Raw genomic sequence first — 18,085 nt, forward strand, 5'->3', positions numbered from 1 at the left:
CCCGTAGCCCGGGCAAGGCGCGTTAAGCGCCGCCCCCGGGAAAAGAGCGCAGAGTAGGATATTTTCCCGGAGGCGATGCTGCGCATCAGTCCGGGCTACTTGACCCGCGTCGAACTCGCCGGGCGATTGCTTTATGGCAATCCGCAGTAAGATGTTACTTCTTCTTCGACGGGTCGTTCTTCGGCCAGTCGTCATCGTCGTCCCACTTGTCGTTGAAGTCGCGATGCGGGGGCAGATCCGGTTTATTGTTGAGAAATTTTTTGTGGTCAACGCGGGTCAGATCTTTAATCACGTTGATCATCACGCCCACCAAAAATACCAACACCAGAACCCACCAGTATTTCGTTAGCCAATCCATGCGCTTACCTCTTCTCTATTGATGCCGTCAGGCGACCAGCTGTTCCATGATGCGTTGGTACATCCGCGCCAGCAGCTGGAGGTCGGCGGCATTCACACACTCGTTTATTTTATGAATGGTGGCGTTCACCGGCCCCAGTTCAACCACCTGCGCGCCCATACGCGCGATAAAGCGCCCGTCGGACGTGCCGCCGTTGGTCAGCAGCTGCGGTTTTATTTCATTATAGTGCTCAATGGCGTTAACCACCGCATCAACCAGCTTACCGCGGCTGGTCAGGAACGGCTGGCCTGAGAGCCACCAGTCGACGCTGTAGCGCAGCGCGTACTTCTCCAGCAGCGCCACGACGCGCGCTTTAATCATTTCGTCGGTCAGCTCGGTGCTAAAGCGGAAGTTGAACTGGACGAACATATCGCCGGGAATTACGTTGTTGCTGCCGGTGCCGGACTGCACGTTAGCGATTTGCATACTGGTCGGCGGAAAGAACTCGTTGCCCTTATCCCATTCGATATTCACCAGCTCCGCCAGCATCGGCGCGGCGCGGTGCACCGGGTTATCGGCGAGATGCGGGTAGGCCACGTGTCCCTGCACGCCGTGAATGGTCAGGTTGCAGGTCAGCGAGCCGCGACGGCCGTTTTTCACCACATCGCCGACGACTTCGGTGCTGGACGGTTCGCCGACCAGGCAATAATCCAGGCGCTCGTTGCGCGCCATCAGCGCTTCAACAACCTTAACGGTGCCGTTTTTGGCGCTGGCTTCTTCATCAGAAGTGATCAGGAAGGCCAGACGACCTTTATGATTCGGATACTGAGCGACAAAACGTTCGGCGGCGACGACCATTGCCGCGAGCGAGCCTTTCATATCCGCGGCGCCGCGGCCAAACAGCATGCCGTCGCGAATGGTGGGTTCAAAGGGGGGGTTAATCCAGCGATCGGCGTCCCCCGACGGGACGACATCGGTATGGCCGGCAAACGCCAGCGTTTCCCCGCGCCCGCGCCAGGCCCAGAAGTTTTGGGTATCCCCGAAATCCATCGGTTCAACGGTAAAGCCAATCGCACGCAGACGTTCAATCATTAACGCCTGGCATCCCGCATCATCGGGGCTGAGGGAAGGGCGGCGAATAAGCTGCTGAGCCAGCTCAATGACCGGGCAAGACATAGACTACACCTCGTTAAACTGCTGATAACTTGATTCACTGAAACCCAGCAGCATAGGCTGACCGGGCGCGCAGAGCAATGGGCGTTTAATGATTGCCGGCATTTCCAGCATCAGTTTTGCCGCAGCGTCGGCGTTATTGATACCGGCGCGGACCGTTTCATCCAGCTTGCGCCACGTCGTCCCCCGGGTGTTAAGCAGGGCTTCCCAGCCGAGTTCAGCGATAAAGGTATCTAATAAAGTGCGATCCAGACCATCGACACGATAATCATGAAAGCGATATTCTATCTGCTGCGTCTCCAGCCAGCGGCGAGCCTTTTTTATGGTGTCGCAGTTTTTTATCCCGTACATGGTAAGCATGATTAAACCTTTTCCGTTGAATTAAACGATTGGCTAAGAATGTTCCGAATATATAAGCCCTGAATAAATAATACGTGAAATGCTTTAATAAATATCGTTTTTTCCCGTCGGGATATATTCATTGTTACATTTTGGCTGTTTTTTAAACGCCCCCTGACGGCGTTTCCTGGCCTCGAGGCGGATTCCGGTGATTCAGGCTGATGAACAAATGTTGCTAAATGTTGCTGTTGGTCACATTAAAATGCGCAAAATCGGCTCATAGTACTTACGAATGAAAGAGAGCGTTCCGCAGGGGGTAATGAAAGTTATCAGTACGATAGCGCAAACAGGCTTTTAACCATCAATGAATTTGCATAAAATCACCCATAATAATAAGAGAGGCTATTATGATTGAACACGAACTGGGGAACTGGAAAGACTTTATCGAAGGCATGCTTCGTAAATAGTTTTCCGCAATAAAAGCATGGCGATTTCACAGGCAGAATAATAATGCAGTTGAAGCGACCACATGAAAAAGGCGACCTGTCCGGTCGCCTTTTCTGTTATTTGGCCCTGGCGAAAATATCGTCAGGGCGCGTCCCGATTATTGCGGCCGTTCCTTGAGCGGGAAGCGGCGGCGTACCAGCACAAAGAACAGCGGCACGAAGAAGATAGCCAGCACCGTGGCGGAAATCATCCCGCCCATCACCCCGGTGCCGACGGCATGCTGGCTGCCGGAGCCCGCCCCGGTGCTGGTGGCCATCGGCAGTACGCCGAAGATAAACGCCAGCGAGGTCATCAGGATCGGCCGCAGACGCTGGCGGCAGGCGGAGAGCGTGGCGGTAAGCAGATCTTCGCCTTTCTGATTCAGCTCATTGGCAAATTCGACAATAAGAATGGCGTTCTTCGCCGACAGGCCGATAACCGTCAGCAGGCCCACCTGGAAATAGACATCGTTTTCCAGGCCGCGCATCCAGGTTGCCAGCAGCGCGCCGATAACCCCCAGCGGCACCACCAGCATCACCGAGAACGGCACCGACCAGCTTTCATACAGCGCCGCCAGGCACAGGAACACCACCAGCAGCGAAATGGCGTACAGCGCCGGCGCCTGCGCCCCGGAGAGCCGCTCCTGATAAGACATCGCCGTCCATTCGAGACCAAAGCCGTTCGGCAACTGCTGGGCCAGCTCTTCCATAATCGTCATGGCGGTACCGGTACTGACGCCCGGCGCGGCTTCACCGACGATCTCTACCGCCGAGTAGCCGTTGTAGCGCTCCAGACGCGGCGAGCCGGTCTCCCAGCGCGAGGTCGCGAAGGCGGAGAAGGGCACCATCGTACCGCTGCTGTTGCGCACGTACCACAGGTTGATATCGTCCGGCAGCATGCGATACGGCGCGGCCGCCTGAACGTAGACCTTCTTCACGCGGCCGCGATCCATAAAGTCGTTGACGTAGCTTGACCCCCACGCGGTCTGCAGGGTGTCGTTGATATCGTCGATAGAGACGCCCAGCGCCTGCGCTTTACGCTGATCGATGTCCACCTGAAGCTGCGGACTATCGTCGAGGCCGTTGTGGCGGACGCGGGTGAGCTGGTTATTTTTGCCGGCCAGCTCCAGCAGGGTATCGCGGGCGGCCATCAGCGCTTCGTGTCCGTTGCCCGCGTGATCCTCCAGCTCCATATCGAAACCGGCGGAGCTGCCCAGACCGCTGATGGCCGGCGGACTGCTGGCAAAGACGCGCGCTTCTTTAATTTTGTTAAACGCTTTGGTTGCGCGTTCGATGATGGCAAAAGATGAACCGGTTGTGGGATCGCGTTCGTCCCAGTCCTTCAGGCGTACGAACATACGCGCCACGTTCTGGCCGTTGCCGCCGGGGCCGGAGCCGATGGTCGCGAACACCGATTCAACATTTTGCTTCTCATTGTTCAGGAAGTAGTCTTCCGCCTGCTGCACCACCTTCAGGGTTTGCTGTTGGGTTGAGCCGCTCGGCAACTGCACCGAAGTGGTAAACATGCCGCGGTCTTCCAGCGGCAGGAATGACGTGGGCAGATGCAGAAACAGAAAGACCATCCCGCCCAGCAGCAGGACGTAGATCATTATCCAGCGCAGCGAACGATGAAGAATTTTGCCGACCGCGGTTTCGTAGCGGCTGGCGTTACGGTTAAACGTGCGGTTAAACCAGCCAAAAAAGCCCCGCTGCCCGTGGGTTTCGCCTTTATGAACGGGTTTAAGCAATGTGGCGCACAGCGCCGGGGTGAGGATCATCGCCACCAGCACCGACAGTACCATCGCCGAGACGATGGTAATCGAAAATTGGCGGTAGATCGCGCCGGTGGTGCCGCCGAAGAAGGCCATCGGCACAAATACCGCCGATAGCACCATGGCGATACCGACCAGCGCGCCCTGAATCTGCCCCATTGATTTTCGCGTTGCTTCACGCGGCGAGAGGCCCTCCTCGCTCATGATACGCTCGACGTTCTCTACCACCACGATGGCATCGTCCACCAGCAGGCCTATCGCCAGCACCACTGCGAACATGGTTAAGGTGTTGATGCTGTAGCCGCAGGCGTAAAGGACGGCAAAGGTTCCCATCAGCACCACCGGAACGGCGATGGTCGGGATCAGCGTGGCGCGGAAGTTCTGCAGGAACAGATACATCACGAGAAAGACCAGCGCGATGGCTTCAAGCAGCGTTTTCACGACGTCGGTAATCGACGCCTTAACGAATGAGGTGGTTTCGTAAGCGACTTTATATTCCAGGCCGTGCGGGAAATATTGCGACAGCTCGTTCAGACGGCTGATGACGCGTTCAGCGGTCGCCATTTCGTTTGCGCCAGAGGCCAGCTTAACCCCCAGCCCGGACGCCGCCTGGCGGTTGTAGCGGCTGAGGTAATCGTATTTTTCCGCCCCCATCTCGACGGTGGCGACGTCGCCAAGGGTGACTTCCGAACCGTCCTGATTAACCCGCAGGGTAATATCACGGAACTGTTCCGGCGTTTGTAACAGCGATTGTGAATTAATCGTCGCGTTGAGCGCCTGTTTATCCACCGACGGCGTGCCGCCCAACTGGCCGACGGCGATCTGCGCGTTCTGCGAAGAGATGGCATCAGTGACGTCTTTCGCCGTCATCTGAAAGCTGTTGAGTTTGGCCGGATCGAGCCAGATGCGCATCGAATACTGCGAACCATAGGCGTCAATATCTCCGACGCCGTTGACCCGGCTGAGCGGGTCCTGAATATTACTGGCGACGTAGTCGGCGATATCCTGTTTATCCATACTGCCGTCGGTAGAGACGAAGGCGATCGTCAGGATATTGGTATCCCCGGTTTTACGCACCGTTACGCCCTGGTTTTGGACGGCCTGCGGCAGTTTGCGCATCGCCGACTGTAGCTGGTTCTGCACCTGCTGGACCGCTTCATCCGGATCGGTCCCGGCGGTAAAGCTCAGCGTCACGGTGGCCTGGCCGGTGCCGCTGCTCTGGGATGACATATACATCAGGTTATCGAGGCCGGTCATATTTTGCTCGATAACCTGGGTGACCGTATTTTCCAGCGTCTGTGCCGAAGCGCCCGGATAGTTCGCTGTGATCCGTACGTTAGGCGGGGCAAGGTCGGGATATTGCTCAACGGGAAGCGACAAAATTGCGAGCGTACCGGTCAGGCATAAAAGTATTGCCAGTACCCACGCAAAAATGGGGCGATCGATAAAAAAATTCGCCATCAGAATTAGGACCTCATTTTGCACATTTTTTTGTTATTGCACAGCCTGTGACACTCTAGCGGCAAGCCCTCAGGCAATCGTGGAGAAAATAAGGAGATAGTGTAATTTATCGTGTGCCTTTTATGGCAGCGTAAAGAACTCTCTTTCTTCCTCTATCTGCTCCTTCCTTTCGGCGCGCCGCCGCGGTGGCGCATACGTAGCGCATTATTACTTAGCTAAATAAAACGTGATTTCATTTAAGTCAAAAAAATTGATCCACCTCGGGTTATTACCAAAAAATCGGCAACCTATGCAAATGCACATTGTTCCGGCACCGTTTTGTCGGGTAATAGATAAGCATGCGAATTGAGGGGTTATTCACCACGAAGACTGAAGGATGTCATGAACCACTTTATTTTAAGCGATAGTCATAAGTGCATCGGATGCAAGGCTTGTGAAGTTGCCTGCGTCATGGCGCACAACGATGAGCAGCATGTTTTGACCCCGCAGCGTTTTTTGCCGCGCATTACGGTTATCAAAAACGAGCAAAAACGTAACGCCGTAACCTGCCACCATTGTGAAGGGGCGCCGTGCGCCCGCAGTTGTCCCAATGGCGCCATCAGCCAGCTTAACGACAGCGTCCAGGTTAATCAGGAGAAATGCATCGGCTGTAAATCCTGTATGGTTGCCTGCCCGTTTGGCGTGATGCAAATCGTCCTGACGCCGGTACAGGAGGAGAGGGTCAAAGCGACGGCGCATAAATGCGATTTGTGCAGCGGTCGCGAAGAGGGGCCCGCCTGCGTACAAAACTGCCCGGCCGAAGCGCTGGTGCTGGCAACGGACAGCACGCTGGTGAATCTGGCGAAACAGCGGCGTCAGCGCGCGGCGCGTCTTGGCCACCCCGGCGCGGCGATGGCGCCTTGCTCCGCGGGCAAAGTCGCGCAGATGGCCGCGACGCCGCCGCGCGGCGAGCCCGACAAGCTATCCGCCGAGGCGCGTAAGGCCAATTTTAGCGAAATCTATCTGCCGTTCAGCGCTGGGCAGGCCAACCGCGAGGCGGAGCGCTGCCTGACGTGCGGCGAGCACAGCATTTGTGAATGGACCTGTCCGCTGCATAACCACATTCCGCAGTGGATTGAACGCGTGAAAGAGGGGGATATTTCCGCCGCCGTGGAGCTTTCTCACCAGACCAACTGCCTGCCGGAAATTACCGGCCGCGTCTGCCCGCAGGATCGCCTGTGCGAAGGGGCCTGCACGCTGCGCGATGAGCACGGTTCGGTGACTATCGGCAACATTGAACGCTATATCTCCGACCAGGCGCTGGCCAACGGCTGGCGGCCGGATCTTTCTCAGGTCGTTGAAAGCGGCAAGCGGGTGGCGATTATCGGCGCGGGTCCTGCCGGGCTCGCCTGCGCCGACCGTCTGGTGCGTAACGGCGTGAGTCCGGTGGTCTTTGACCGTCACCCGGAAATTGGCGGTCTGCTGACCTTTGGTATTCCGGCCTTTAAGCTGGATAAATCTCTGCTTGCCCGGCGGCGGGAAATCTTTACCCAGATGGGCGTGCGCTTTGAGCTGAACTGCGAGATAGGCAAAGATATCCCGCTGACGACGCTGCTTGATGACTATGACGCGGTATTTATTGGCGCCGGAACCTATCGCTCGATGAAAGCGGATCTGCCGAATGAAGACGCGCCCGGCGTATATGACGCGCTGCCGTTCCTGATAGCCAACACCAAACAGGTGATGGGGCTGCTTGAGCTGCCGGAAGAGCCTTACGTCAACACCAAAGGGCTGAACGTCGTGGTGCTCGGCGGCGGCGATACGGCGATGGACTGCGTGCGTACCGCGCTGCGCCACGGCGCGAAGCAGGTTACCTGCGCCTATCGTCGCGATGAAGCCAATATGCCTGGTTCGAAGAAAGAGGTGAAAAACGCGCGCGAAGAGGGGGCGCAGTTTGAATTTAACGTCCAGCCGGTCACCCTGGAGCTGAACGAGAAGGGACACGTCAACGGCGTACGCTTTCTGCGTACCCGGCTGGGCGCGCCGGACGCTCAGGGGCGCCGCAGCCCGTCGCCAATCCCCGGAAGCGAGTTTGTCATGCCCGCCGACGCGGTGATCATGGCCTTTGGTTTCCATCCGCACGGTATGCCGTGGCTGGAATCGGTGGGCGTTAAGCTCGATAGCCGGGGTCGAATCAAGGCCAATGTGGAAAGCCGCTACCGCTACCAGACCACCCATCGCAAAGTGTTTGCCGGCGGCGATGCGGTGCGTGGCGCCGATCTGGTGGTGACCGCCATGGCGGAAGGCCGCCACGCGGCGCAGGGGATAATGGACTTCCTCGAGGTTAAATCGATTCCGCTTCACTGACGACAAAGCGGGCTTCACAGCGTAGTATGGAATCGTCATTTCACGCTGTGGGGCTCGTATGTCACTCAATATCAACATTATCAAAGATAAAATCCTCTCCGAAAACTGGTTCCTTTTGCGCAACATGACCTATGAACTGACGCGCAGCGACGGCAGCGTGGTTCGCCATAGACGCGAAGTCTACGATCGCGGCAACGGCGCTACCATCTTGCTGTATAACCGCCATAAGCAGACCGTCGTGCTGGTTCGCCAGTTCCGCATCGCGACCTGGATAAACGGCAACGAAGACGGGATGCTGATTGAAACCTGCGCCGGGCTGTTGGACAGCGATGAGCCGGAGGAGTGCGTGCGCAAAGAAGCCATTGAAGAGACCGGTTTCGAAGTGGGTGAAGTGCGCAAACTGTTTGAACTGTTTATGTCGCCCGGCGGCGTCACCGAGCTTATCTATTTCTTTATTGCCGAATATAACGATACTCAGCGGGCCAACGATGGCGGCGGCGTTGATGATGAAGATATTGAGGTGCTGGAGCTCCCTTATCATCGGGCGCTGGAGATGATGGCGAACGGGGAGATCCGCGATGGCAAAGCGGTGATCCTGCTGCAATATTTGCAAACCTCCGGGCTGATGAACGGGGATCTCTGATAAATCCGATTGAGTAAAACCTCGCCGCTGGTGAACATAGCCGCTGTGTATGGCGTTTTCTCCGGGGTTGTGCCGCTCATGTTGCATCGGGTTATTTTGTTTCTGCTTTTCGGTTTACTGCCGACGTCGCTGGTGCGGGCGGCGCCGGCACAACAGCTCTTCAATGACTGGCAGGTAACCTGCAACAATCAGAACTTCTGCGTGGCCCGCAACGTCGGGCTGCATCACGGCCTGGTCATGACCCTCACCCGCAGCGCCGGGGCGGCTACCAGCGCCAGCCTGCGCATTGAACTTGGCGGCGTGGGCAATCCGGTCGCGGCGCTGGCGCCGATTGCGCCGCGCCTTCGCCTCGATGGTAAACCCCTGTCTCTGGGCGATAAACATTGGCAGATCGCCGACAAACTGCTTGAAACCGACGATAGCGTCACCATTGATGCCTTTCTGCAGCAGGTGCAGGCAGCAAAGGCGATAACCCTCGAAAATGGCCTGCAGGCCATCTCTTTACAGGGGCTGAAAGCTGCCCTGCTGTTTATCGATAGCCGGCAGAAGCGCGTGGGGAGCGAAACCGCGTGGGTAGGGAAGGGGGAAGAGCCGCCGCTCAGCGTTCCGCCCGCCCCGGCGCTGCGCTCGGTGGCGAGAATCGACGTGGCGGAGTCCCCCCTCAGCCGCGATGAACTTAACGATCTCATGGATTATGGCAACGAGCGCATGAACAGCAGCGCCTGTTCGCTGGATCCGTTTCGCCGCGAGGTGCGGGTTGCCGCGCTGACCGACGATAGGGTGCTGCTGATGACCAGCTGCGAAGCGGGCGCCTACAACACCATTTGGCTGGCCTGGCTGGTGTCGCGCCAGCGGCCGTATATTGCTCATCCGGTACGGCTCACTCTGCCTTTCCAGCCCCCCGGCGACGGGCCGCGCGATGTCGAACTGGTAAACGCCCGCTACGACGATCGACGCCAGGAACTGGTGACGCTGGATAAAGGGCGCGCGCCCGGCGACTGCGGGACGCAAACGCGCTGGCGCTATGACGGCCAGCGGTTTAGCCTGGTACGCTACGCGCGGCAGCCGCAGTGCGATAACTGGCAGGGGCCAGACGCCTGGCCCACGCTCTGGGTTACCCGTTCAGTACCTCGTCCCCTACGGTAACGATATGCTCAACGGTAAAGCCGAAGTAAGGGAAGAGCTTATCCGCGGGGGCCGATTCACCGTAGCCGGTCATGCCGACGATTTTGCCTTTTAGCCCCACATACTTATACCAGTAGTCGGCGATGCCGGCCTCAACCGCGACGCGGGCGCTGACGTCCGACGGCAGGACCGATTCCCGGTAGGCTTCCTCCTGGGCATCAAACACGTCGGTCGATGGCAGGGAAACCACACGCACGTTCACCCCTTTGGCCAGCAGCTTCTCCGCCGCCAGCACGGTGATCTCGACTTCCGAACCGGTAGCTATCAGTATCAGGTCCGGCTTGCCGCCAGCGTCCTTCAGCACGTAGCCGCCGCGGGCGATATTCTGTACCTGCTCCGGCGTGCGCGCCATTTGCGCCAGATTTTGCCTTGAGAGGATCAGCGCCGTCGGCCCGCTGTGACGTTCGACCGCCAGCTTCCACGCCACCGCGGCCTCCACCTGATCGCACGGTCGCCAGGTGCTGAAGTTTGGCGTCAGGCGCAGGCTGGCCAGCTGTTCTACCGCCTGGTGCGTCGGACCATCTTCGCCGAGACCGATGGAATCGTGGGTATAGACCATGATTTGCCGCGCTTTCATCAGCGCCGCCATACGCGCCGCGTTGCGGGCATATTCGACGAACATCAGGAAGGTGGCGGTATAGGGGACAAACCCGCCGTGATGCGCGATGCCGTTGGCGATGGCCGTCATCCCGAACTCGCGTACGCCGTAGTGGATATAGTTACCCGCCGGATCCTCTTTCAGCGAAGTCGACCCTTTCCAGATGGTCAGGTTGCTGGGCGCGAGGTCAGCGGAGCCGCCCAGCAGTTCCGGCAGATGCGGGCCGTAGGCATCGAGGGCATTTTGCGAAGCTTTGCGGGTGGCGATTTTCGCCGGGTTAGCCTGCAGATCGGCAATATACTTCCGCGTCGTTTCATTCCACGACTCAGGCAGTCCGCCGCTCATGCGCCGCGTAAACTCCGCCGCCAGCTGCGGATGGGCCTGCTGATAGGCGGCAAACTTCTCCTCCCAGCTTTTCTGCGCCTTTTGTCCCTTTTCACGCGCGTCCCAGGCCCGGTAGATCTCTTTCGGGATCTCAAACGCCGGGTGATGCCAGCCCAGCTGCTGGCGCGCCAGCGCCACTTCCTGTTCTCCCAGCGCCGCGCCGTGGGCCTCTTCTTTCCCGGCTTTATTCGGTGAACCAAAGCCTATCACCGTACGGCAGATAATCAGCGAGGGTTTGTCCTTCACGCTCTGGGCTTCCAGAATCGCTTTCTTCACGGCTTCGGGGTCGTGGCCGTCAATTTCATGCACCACATGCCAGTGATAGGCCTCAAAGCGTTTTGCCGTGTCATCGGTAAACCAGCCTTTGGTTTCGCCATCAATGGAAATGCCGTTGTGGTCGTAGAAGCCGATCAGCTTGCCCAGTCCTAACGTCCCCGCCAGAGAGCACACTTCGTGAGAAATCCCCTCCATCAGGCAGCCATCGCCCATAAACACGTAGGTGAAGTGATCGACGATCTCATGGTCTGGCTGATTAAACTGGGCCGCCAGCGTGCGCTCGGCGATAGCCAGGCCCACGGCATTCGCCAGTCCTTGCCCCAGCGGACCGGTGGTGGTTTCCACTCCCGGCGTATAGCCAATCTCCGGGTGGCCCGGGGTTTTTGAATGCAGCTGACGGAAGTTTTTTATCTCTTCGATGGGCAGGTCATAGCCCGTCAGATGCAGCAGGCTGTAAAGCAGCATCGACGCGTGGCCGTTGGAGAGAATAAAGCGGTCGCGATCGTACCATTGCGGGTTTTCAGGATTGTGCTTGAGGAAATCGTTCCATAGCACCTCGGCGATATCGGCCATACCCATTGGCGCGCCGGGGTGGCCGGAGTTGGCTTTCTGGACTGCATCCATACTCAGGGCGCGGATGGCGTTGGCTAGTTCTCTACGGGACATAATGTGCTCCTGAAACAATAGGTTACATGATTTTTTATTGGATTAGGATAGAGAGGGTGATGAGTTGCATAACTAAAAAGCATAGCAGACGGGGCTATCATTGCTTCTGAAACTAAGTTACATAAACAATATAAATCGATAACAAATATAACTTTGTTATGGCGAGAGTTTGGCGGTGTTCAAAGTTTACGAAGCCGTCAGGCGAGATACTAGGTGGCCCTTTAGGGTGAACACCAGGTACGCGATAACGTTTCACCCCCTACGATCGATACGTGAAAGGAACGATAAAATGGATGAGCAGTTAAAACAAAGCGCCCTTGATTTCCACGAATTCCCGGTCCCCGGAAAAATCCAGGTCTCCCCGACCAAACCGCTGGCTACCCAACGCGATCTGGCCCTGGCCTACTCGCCGGGTGTCGCCGCGCCCTGCCTGGAAATCGAGAAGGATCCGCTGGCAGCCTATAAATATACCGCGCGCGGCAACCTTGTGGCGGTGGTCTCCAACGGCACGGCCGTTCTGGGGCTGGGCAATATCGGCGCTCTGGCCGGTAAGCCGGTGATGGAAGGCAAAGGCGTTCTGTTTAAAAAATTCGCTGGTATCGATGTGTTCGATATTGAAGTCGATGAACTGGACCCGGACAAATTTATCAACGTCGTCGCGGCGCTGGAGCCGACCTTCGGCGGTATCAACCTTGAAGATATTAAAGCGCCGGAGTGCTTCTACATCGAGCAAAAGCTGCGCGAGCGCATGAATATTCCGGTTTTCCATGACGATCAGCACGGGACGGCGATTATCAGTACCGCGGCGATTCTTAACGGTCTGCGGGTGGTGGAGAAAAACATCTCCGACGTGCGGATGGTGGTCTCCGGCGCGGGCGCGGCGGCGATTGCCTGTATGAACCTGCTGGTAGCGCTGGGGATGCAGAAACACAACATCGTGGTCTGCGACTCGAAAGGCGTTATCTATAAGGGCCGCGAGCCGAATATGGCGGAGACGAAAGCGGCCTATGCGGTTGAAGACAGCGGCAAACGCACGCTGGATGACGTGATTGACGGAGCGGACATTTTCCTCGGCTGCTCGGGCCCGAAAGTGCTGACTCAGGAGATGGTGAAGAAAATGGCCCGCGCGCCGATGATTCTGGCGCTGGCTAATCCGGAGCCGGAGATTCTGCCGCCGCTGGCGAAAGAGGTGCGCTCCGACGCCATTATTTGTACCGGCCGCTCCGACTATCCGAACCAGGTAAACAACGTGCTGTGCTTCCCGTTCATCTTCCGCGGCGCGCTGGACGTCGGCGCAACGGCGATTAACGAAGAGATGAAGCTGGCGGCGGTGCACGCGATTGCCGAGCTGGCGCACGCTGAACAGAGCGAAGTGGTGGCCTCCGCCTACGGCGATCAGGATCTGAGCTTCGGCGCGGAATATATCATTCCGAAGCCGTTCGACCCGCGGCTGATCGTCAAGATTGCTCCGGCAGTAGCGAAAGCGGCGATGGACTCCGGCGTCGCGACCCGCCCGATCGCCGATTTTGATGCGTACATCGAGAAGCTCAGCGAGTTCGTCTACAAAACGAACCTGTTTATGAAGCCGATTTTCTCGCAGGCGCGCAAAGAGCCGAAGCGGGTGGTGCTGGCGGAAGGCGAAGATACCCGCGTACTGCACGCGACTCAGGAGCTGGTCTCCCTTGGGCTGGCGAAACCGATTCTGATCGGTCGTCCCGGCGTCATTGAGATGCGCATCCAGAAGCTGGGACTGCAGATCAAAGCCGGGGTTGATTTTGAGATCGTTAATAACGAATCCGATCCGCGCTTCAAAGAGTACTGGAATGAATATTACACCCTGATGAAGCGCCGCGGGATCACCCAGGAGCAGGCGCAGCGGGCGGTGATCAGCAACACTACGGTCATTGGCGCGATCATGGTGCAGCGCGGCGAAGCCGATGCGATGATCTGCGGCACCATCGGTGACTATCACGAGCACTACAGCGTCATTCAGCCGCTGTTTGGCTACCGCGAAGGGGTTCATGCGGCCGGGGCGATGAACGCGCTGCTGCTGCCGAGCGGCAACACCTTTATCGCCGACACCTACGTCAACCACGATCCCTCGCCGGAGCAAATTGCCGAGATCACCCTGATGGCGGCAGAAACCGTTCGTCGATTCGGGATTGAACCGCGGGTGGCGCTGCTGTCGCACTCGAACTTTGGTTCCTCGGACTGCCCGTCCGCCAGCAAAATGCGTCAGGCGCTGGAGCTGGTGAAGGCGCAGGCGCCGGAGTTGATGATCGATGGCGAAATGCACGGCGACGCCGCGCTGGTGGAAAGCATTCGTAATGAGCGGATGCCGGACAGCCCGCTGAAAGGTTCGGCCAATATTCTGGTGATGCCGAATATGGAAGCGGCGCGTATTAGTTACAACTTACTTCGCGTCTCCAGCTCTGAAGGCGTCACCGTCGGACCGGTGCTGATGGGCGTCGCGAAGCCGGTGCATATCCTGACGCCAATTGCTTCGGTACGGCGTATCGTGAATATGGTCGCGCTGGCGGTTGTTGAAGCGCAAACTCAGCCGCTGTAATTTTCATTTAATTATTTCAGGCGCGGGAATTCTCCCGCGCTTTTTTATTTCTGTTTATAAGTGATCTATCTCACCTTTCAAATCAACTTGCCGAATTTTGTTATTTACTCCAGCGGAAACTTGTCACGATAAGCGCAAGTTTTAGCGGAGCGGTGAGCCATGGATAAAGAACGCATCATTCAGGAATTTGTACCCGGCAAGCAGGTGACGCTGGCGCATCTGATTGCGCACCCTGGGGCAGAACTGGCGAAAAAGATCGGCGTTCCCGAATCCGGCGCTATCGGCATTATGACCTTAACCCCTGGAGAAACCGCCATGATCGCCGGTGATTTAGCGATGAAGGCCGCCGATGTGCATATCGGTTTTCTCGACCGGTTTAGCGGAGCGCTGGTGATTTACGGCTCGGTCGGCGCGGTAGAAGAGGCGCTGCTGCAGACGGTGAGCGGGCTTGGCCGATTATTAAATTACACCCTCTGCGAGTTAACCAAAAGCTAATTAGAGGCGGCAATGAAACGTATTGCATTTGTCGGTACGGTGGGCGCGGGAAAAACAACGCTATTTAATGCGTTGCAGGGAAATTATTCCCTGGCGAGAAAAACGCAGGCCGTGGAATTTAACGAGAAAGGCGATATTGACACCCCGGGGGAATATTTCAGCCATCCGCGCTGGTACCACGCATTAATTACCACGCTGCAGGATGTTGATACGCTGATTTATGTCCACGCGGCAAATGATACCGAAAGTCGCTTACCCGCCGGGCTACTGGATATTGGCGCGAATAAACGACATATCGCCGCGATCAGCAAAACGGATATGCCGGACGCCGACGTCGCCGCGGTGCGGCAACTGCTGTACGGGATGGGGTTTCAGGAGCCGATTTTCGAACTCAACGCTCACGACCCGCAAAGCGTAGAGCATCTGGTGAATTACCTGAGTGAGCTCAGCCAAAAGGAGGAAGGGGCAGGTGAAGAAACTTATCACAGCTAACGATATTCGTGCGGCCCACGCGCGAGGCGAAGAGGAAATATCGGTTGTGCTGCGCGCCAGCATCATCACCCCGGAAGCCCGCGAAGTCGCGGAGCTGCTGGGCGTCGCCATCCAGGAGTGCGATGAATCCGCGCCAGAGCCGGCAGTCCCGGCGGCAGAGGAAAAAACCGAAAGCCAGCGCATTCGCGAAACCATTATTGCCCAGCTGCCGGAAGGGCAGTTTACCGAAAGCCTGGTGGCGCAGCTGATGGAAAAAGTGATGAAGGAGAAGCAGTCGCTGGGGATGGACGCGATGCAGCCCAGCTTTAAGGCGGTCACCGGTAAAGGCGGCGTAAAGGTCATTGACGGCAGCAGCGTGAAATTCGGCCGCTTCGACGGCGCCGAACCGCACCGCGTCGGCTTAACGGATTTGGTTACCGAGCAGGACGGCAGCAGCATGGCCGCCGGGTTTATGCAGTGGGAAAACGCCTTCTTCCCCTGGACGCTGAACTATGACGAGGTCGACATGGTGCTGGAGGGCGAACTCCACGTGCGCCATGAAGGCGAAACCATGGTGGCCAAAGCCGGGGACGTGATGTTTATCCCGAAAGGCTCCAGCATTGAATTCGGCACGCCGTCGACCGTGCGCTTCCTGTACGTCGCCTGGCCTGCGAACTGGCAATCGCTATGAAAGATTTTATTACCGAAGCCTGGCTCAGAGCGAACCATACGCTCAGCGAAGGGGCAGAAATTCATCTGCCCGCCGACGCCCGTCTGACGCCTTCGGCCCGGGAGCTGCTGGAAAGCCGCCGTCTGCGCATTAAGTTTCTCGACGAGCAGGGCAGCCTGTTTGTCGATGACGACGCGCAGCAGCCGCAGCCGGTACACGGTTTAACCAGCAGCGGTACGCATCCGCAGGCCTGCTGCGAACTGTGCCGCCAGCCGGTAGACAAAAAACCGGACACCCTGACCCATCTGACGGCGGAAAAAATGGTCGCCAAAAGCGATCCGCGGCTGGGCTTTCGCGCCGCCCTCGACGCCACCATCGCCCTGGCGGTATGGCTGCAAATCGAACTGGCGGAGCCCTGGCAGCCCTGGCTGGCGGATATCCGCTCGCGCCTGGGCAATATTATGCGCGCCGACGCCGTGGGTGAACCGCTGGCGGCGCAGTCTATCGTCGGGCTGAACGAGGATGAACTGCATCGCCTTTCCCACCAGCCGCTGCGCTATCTCGACCACGATCATCTGGTGCCGGAAGCCGGCCACGGCCGCGATGCCGCGCTGCTCAATCTGCTGCGAAGCAAAATACGCGAAACGGAAACGGTCGCCGCGCAGGTCTTTATTACCCGCAGTTTTGAGGTCTTACGTCCGGACATTCTGCAGGCGCTCAACCGCCTCTCCAGCACCGTCTACGTGATGATGATTTTAAGCGTGGCGAAACATCCGCTAACCGTCAGTCAGATCCAACAGCGTCTGGGAGGGGAGCAATGATTATTCAACGCGCCCGTCAACTGGCTTTGCGTTCGCCCGCCCGGGTGGTGTTTGCGGACGCGCTGGATATCCGCGTCCTCAAAGCGGCGCACTACCTCCAGCAGCAGGGGCTGGCAAAGCCGATTTTGATCGCCAGCCCTTTTGCCCTGCGCCAGTTCGCCCTCAGCCACCGCCTGCCGATGGACGGTATGCAGATCGTCGACCCGCACAGCAACCGGCAAATGCGTGAAGCGTTTGCCCGGCGCTGGCTTGCCCGCGCCGGAGAAAAAACGCCGCCGGACGCGGAGGAAAAACTCAACGACCCGCTGATGTTCGCCGCCGCCATGGTCAGCGCCGGGAAGGCCGACGTGTGTATTGCCGGCAATCTCTCCTCGACGGCGAACGTGCTGCGCGCCGGATTACGCATTATTGGCCTTCAGCCTGGCTGCAAAACGCTGTCGTCGATCTTTCTGATGCTGCCGCAGTACGTCGGACCGGCGCTGGGATTTGCCGACTGCAGCGTGGTGCCGCAGCCGACGGCGGCGCAGCTGGCGGATATCGCCATCGCCAGCGCGGAGACATGGCAGGCCATTACCGGCGAGGAGCCGCGGGTGGCGATGCTGTCGTTTTCCAGCAGCGGCAGCGCCCGTCATCCCAACGTCGCCAACGTACAGCAGGCCACAGAGATCGTACGTCAGCGCGCTCCGCAGCTGATGGTGGATGGCGAACTGCAGTTTGACGCCGCCTTCGTGCCGGAGGTCGCCGCGCAAAAAGCGCCCGCCAGTCCGCTGCAGGGGCGGGCCAACGTGATGGTTTTTCCGTCGCTGGAAGCCGGCAACATCGGCTACAAAATCGCCCAGCGCCTGGGCGGCTATCGTGCGGTCGGGCCGCTGATTCAGGGGCTGGCCGCACCGCTCCACGACCTCTCCCGAGGCTGTAGCGTGCAGGAAATTATCGAACTGGCGTTAGTGGCAGCCGTGCCGCGCCGGAGTGACGTAAGCGGCGAGTGCCGCTTACCCACGCAGGTTGAATGAACGGTCCCGTTCTGGACCCCCTTAAGTAAGAGGAAAACACAATGGAAGCATTAGGAATGATTGAAACCCGGGGCCTGGTTGCGCTGATTGAGGCCTCTGATGCGATGGTGAAAGCCGCGCGCGTGAAGCTGGTTGGCGTGAAGCAGATTGGCGGCGGTCTGGTGACCGCGATGGTGCGCGGCGACGTGGCGGCCTGCAAAGCCGCTACCGATGCCGGCGCCGCTGCGGCGCAGCGCATCGGCGAGCTGGTATCGGTGCACGTGATTCCGCGTCCGCACGGCGATCTGGAGGAGGTGTTCCCCATCAGTTTTAAAGGCGACAGCAACATCTGATGGTCGGGCCGGATAAGACGCGCCAGCGTTGCCCTCCGGCATTAACGCG

The 18,085-nt window shown here is 58.2% G+C and carries 15 protein-coding genes and 1 pseudogene; 11 read left to right on the plus strand and 5 right to left on the minus strand.

All coding sequences use genetic code 11. From position 1 onward, the window contains the following. Positions 1–154 precede the first annotated feature (154 nt). From ABLU88_RS27145 to ABLU88_RS27155, 3 genes are read right to left on the minus strand one after another with little or no spacing between them, the layout of a single operon-like run. Positions 155–358, minus strand: coding sequence for a YpfN family protein (locus ABLU88_RS27145; RefSeq protein ID WP_004123464.1), 204 nt, complete (start codon positions 356–358; stop codon positions 155–157). A gap of 27 nt (positions 359–385) precedes the next feature. Continuing rightward, positions 386–1,513, minus strand: a complete 1,128-nt coding sequence (dapE, locus tag ABLU88_RS27150; RefSeq protein ID WP_004853076.1) for a succinyl-diaminopimelate desuccinylase — start codon at positions 1,511–1,513, stop codon at positions 386–388. A 3-nt stretch (positions 1,514–1,516) separates the two neighbouring features. Beyond that, entirely contained in the window at positions 1,517–1,870 is a 354-nt protein-coding gene (locus ABLU88_RS27155) for an ArsC family reductase (RefSeq protein WP_004853073.1), read from the minus strand. A gap of 386 nt (positions 1,871–2,256) precedes the next feature. Here ABLU88_RS27155 and ypfM point away from each other — a divergent pair, with 386 nt between their 5' ends. Then, positions 2,257–2,316, plus strand: coding sequence for a protein YpfM (ypfM, locus tag ABLU88_RS27160; protein WP_100181659.1), 60 nt, complete (start codon positions 2,257–2,259; stop codon positions 2,314–2,316). 137 nt (positions 2,317–2,453) lie between these two features. On the opposite strand, the gene acrD is transcribed toward ypfM, so the two are convergent. After that, entirely contained in the window at positions 2,454–5,567 is a 3,114-nt protein-coding gene (gene acrD / locus ABLU88_RS27165; protein ID WP_004853071.1) for a multidrug efflux RND transporter permease AcrD, read from the minus strand. A gap of 381 nt (positions 5,568–5,948) precedes the next feature. On the opposite strand from acrD, the gene aegA reads away from it, so the two are divergent. The 3 genes and pseudogenes from aegA (at position 5,949) to ABLU88_RS27180 (ending at position 9,702) form a co-directional block, all read left to right on the plus strand. Beyond that, positions 5,949–7,913: a formate-dependent uric acid utilization protein AegA gene (aegA, locus tag ABLU88_RS27170; RefSeq protein WP_348838669.1), complete on the plus strand. Its 1,965-nt coding sequence runs from the start codon at positions 5,949–5,951 to the stop codon at positions 7,911–7,913. A 58-nt stretch (positions 7,914–7,971) separates the two neighbouring features. Then, positions 7,972–8,569 (plus strand): annotated as a pseudogene (gene nudK / locus ABLU88_RS27175) (GDP-mannose pyrophosphatase NudK). 65 nt (positions 8,570–8,634) lie between these two features. Beyond that, positions 8,635–9,702 carry a DUF1176 domain-containing protein gene (locus ABLU88_RS27180; RefSeq protein ID WP_032693170.1) on the plus strand — a complete coding sequence of 356 codons (1,068 nt, stop codon included), beginning with the start codon at positions 8,635–8,637 and terminating at the stop codon, positions 9,700–9,702. Here ABLU88_RS27180 and tkt read toward each other — a convergent pair. Then, positions 9,671–11,665, minus strand: a complete 1,995-nt coding sequence (gene tkt / locus ABLU88_RS27185) for a transketolase (protein ID WP_042945780.1) — start codon at positions 11,663–11,665, stop codon at positions 9,671–9,673. The two genes, ABLU88_RS27180 and tkt, sit on opposite strands and share 32 nt — an antisense overlap. Positions 11,666–11,954: 289 nt before the next feature. Between tkt and maeB the strand changes: the two genes are divergently transcribed. From maeB to eutM, 7 genes are all read left to right on the plus strand, one after another. After that, entirely contained in the window at positions 11,955–14,234 is a 2,280-nt protein-coding gene (gene maeB, locus ABLU88_RS27190; RefSeq protein WP_004853066.1) for an NADP-dependent oxaloacetate-decarboxylating malate dehydrogenase, read from the plus strand. A 159-nt stretch (positions 14,235–14,393) separates the two neighbouring features. Continuing rightward, positions 14,394–14,729, plus strand: coding sequence for an ethanolamine utilization microcompartment protein EutS (gene eutS, locus ABLU88_RS27195; protein ID WP_004123425.1), 336 nt, complete (start codon positions 14,394–14,396; stop codon positions 14,727–14,729). Between the two features lie 12 nt (positions 14,730–14,741). Continuing rightward, entirely contained in the window at positions 14,742–15,221 is a 480-nt protein-coding gene (eutP, locus tag ABLU88_RS27200; protein WP_009654912.1) for an ethanolamine utilization acetate kinase EutP, read from the plus strand. Further along, positions 15,199–15,891, plus strand: coding sequence for an ethanolamine utilization acetate kinase EutQ (gene eutQ / locus ABLU88_RS27205; RefSeq protein WP_014230335.1), 693 nt, complete (start codon positions 15,199–15,201; stop codon positions 15,889–15,891). The genes eutP and eutQ overlap by 23 nt, the downstream gene beginning before the upstream one ends. Continuing rightward, on the plus strand, positions 15,888–16,691 hold the full coding sequence (gene eutT, locus ABLU88_RS27210) for an ethanolamine utilization cob(I)yrinic acid a,c-diamide adenosyltransferase EutT (protein ID WP_014839175.1): 804 nt from the start codon (positions 15,888–15,890) through the stop codon (positions 16,689–16,691). Before eutQ ends, eutT begins: the two co-directional genes overlap by 4 nt. Beyond that, the gene (gene pta, locus ABLU88_RS27215) at positions 16,688–17,704 is read left to right on the plus strand and encodes a phosphate acetyltransferase (RefSeq protein WP_032750862.1); all 1,017 of its coding nucleotides are present in this window, start codon (positions 16,688–16,690) and stop codon (positions 17,702–17,704) included. Before eutT ends, pta begins: the two co-directional genes overlap by 4 nt. Positions 17,705–17,745: 41 nt before the next feature. Continuing rightward, entirely contained in the window at positions 17,746–18,036 is a 291-nt protein-coding gene (eutM, locus tag ABLU88_RS27220) for an ethanolamine utilization microcompartment protein EutM (protein WP_000387720.1), read from the plus strand. Positions 18,037–18,085 lie beyond the last annotated feature (49 nt).

This window comes from Klebsiella sp. GW_Kp182 (assembly GCF_040062275.1).
Classification (GTDB): domain Bacteria; phylum Pseudomonadota; class Gammaproteobacteria; order Enterobacterales; family Enterobacteriaceae; genus Klebsiella; species Klebsiella michiganensis.

Excerpts from the sequence above, each read along its gene's own strand:
- eutM (WP_000387720.1), top strand. The coding sequence starts at position 17,746 with ATGGAAGCATTAGGAATGATTGAAACCCGGGGCCTGGTTGCGCTGATT.
- acrD (WP_004853071.1), bottom strand. The coding sequence starts at position 5,567 with ATGGCGAATTTTTTTATCGATCGCCCCATTTTTGCGTGGGTACTGGCA.
- dapE (WP_004853076.1), bottom strand. The coding sequence starts at position 1,513 with ATGTCTTGCCCGGTCATTGAGCTGGCTCAGCAGCTTATTCGCCGCCCT.
- ABLU88_RS27145 (WP_004123464.1), bottom strand. The coding sequence starts at position 358 with ATGGATTGGCTAACGAAATACTGGTGGGTTCTGGTGTTGGTATTTTTG.
- eutP (WP_009654912.1), top strand. The coding sequence starts at position 14,742 with ATGAAACGTATTGCATTTGTCGGTACGGTGGGCGCGGGAAAAACAACG.
- pta (WP_032750862.1), top strand. The coding sequence starts at position 16,688 with ATGATTATTCAACGCGCCCGTCAACTGGCTTTGCGTTCGCCCGCCCGG.
- aegA (WP_348838669.1), top strand. The coding sequence starts at position 5,949 with ATGAACCACTTTATTTTAAGCGATAGTCATAAGTGCATCGGATGCAAG.
- eutS (WP_004123425.1), top strand. The coding sequence starts at position 14,394 with ATGGATAAAGAACGCATCATTCAGGAATTTGTACCCGGCAAGCAGGTG.
- tkt (WP_042945780.1), bottom strand. The coding sequence starts at position 11,665 with ATGTCCCGTAGAGAACTAGCCAACGCCATCCGCGCCCTGAGTATGGAT.
- ABLU88_RS27155 (WP_004853073.1), bottom strand. The coding sequence starts at position 1,870 with ATGCTTACCATGTACGGGATAAAAAACTGCGACACCATAAAAAAGGCT.
- eutT (WP_014839175.1), top strand. The coding sequence starts at position 15,888 with ATGAAAGATTTTATTACCGAAGCCTGGCTCAGAGCGAACCATACGCTC.
- ABLU88_RS27180 (WP_032693170.1), top strand. The coding sequence starts at position 8,635 with ATGTTGCATCGGGTTATTTTGTTTCTGCTTTTCGGTTTACTGCCGACG.
- maeB (WP_004853066.1), top strand. The coding sequence starts at position 11,955 with ATGGATGAGCAGTTAAAACAAAGCGCCCTTGATTTCCACGAATTCCCG.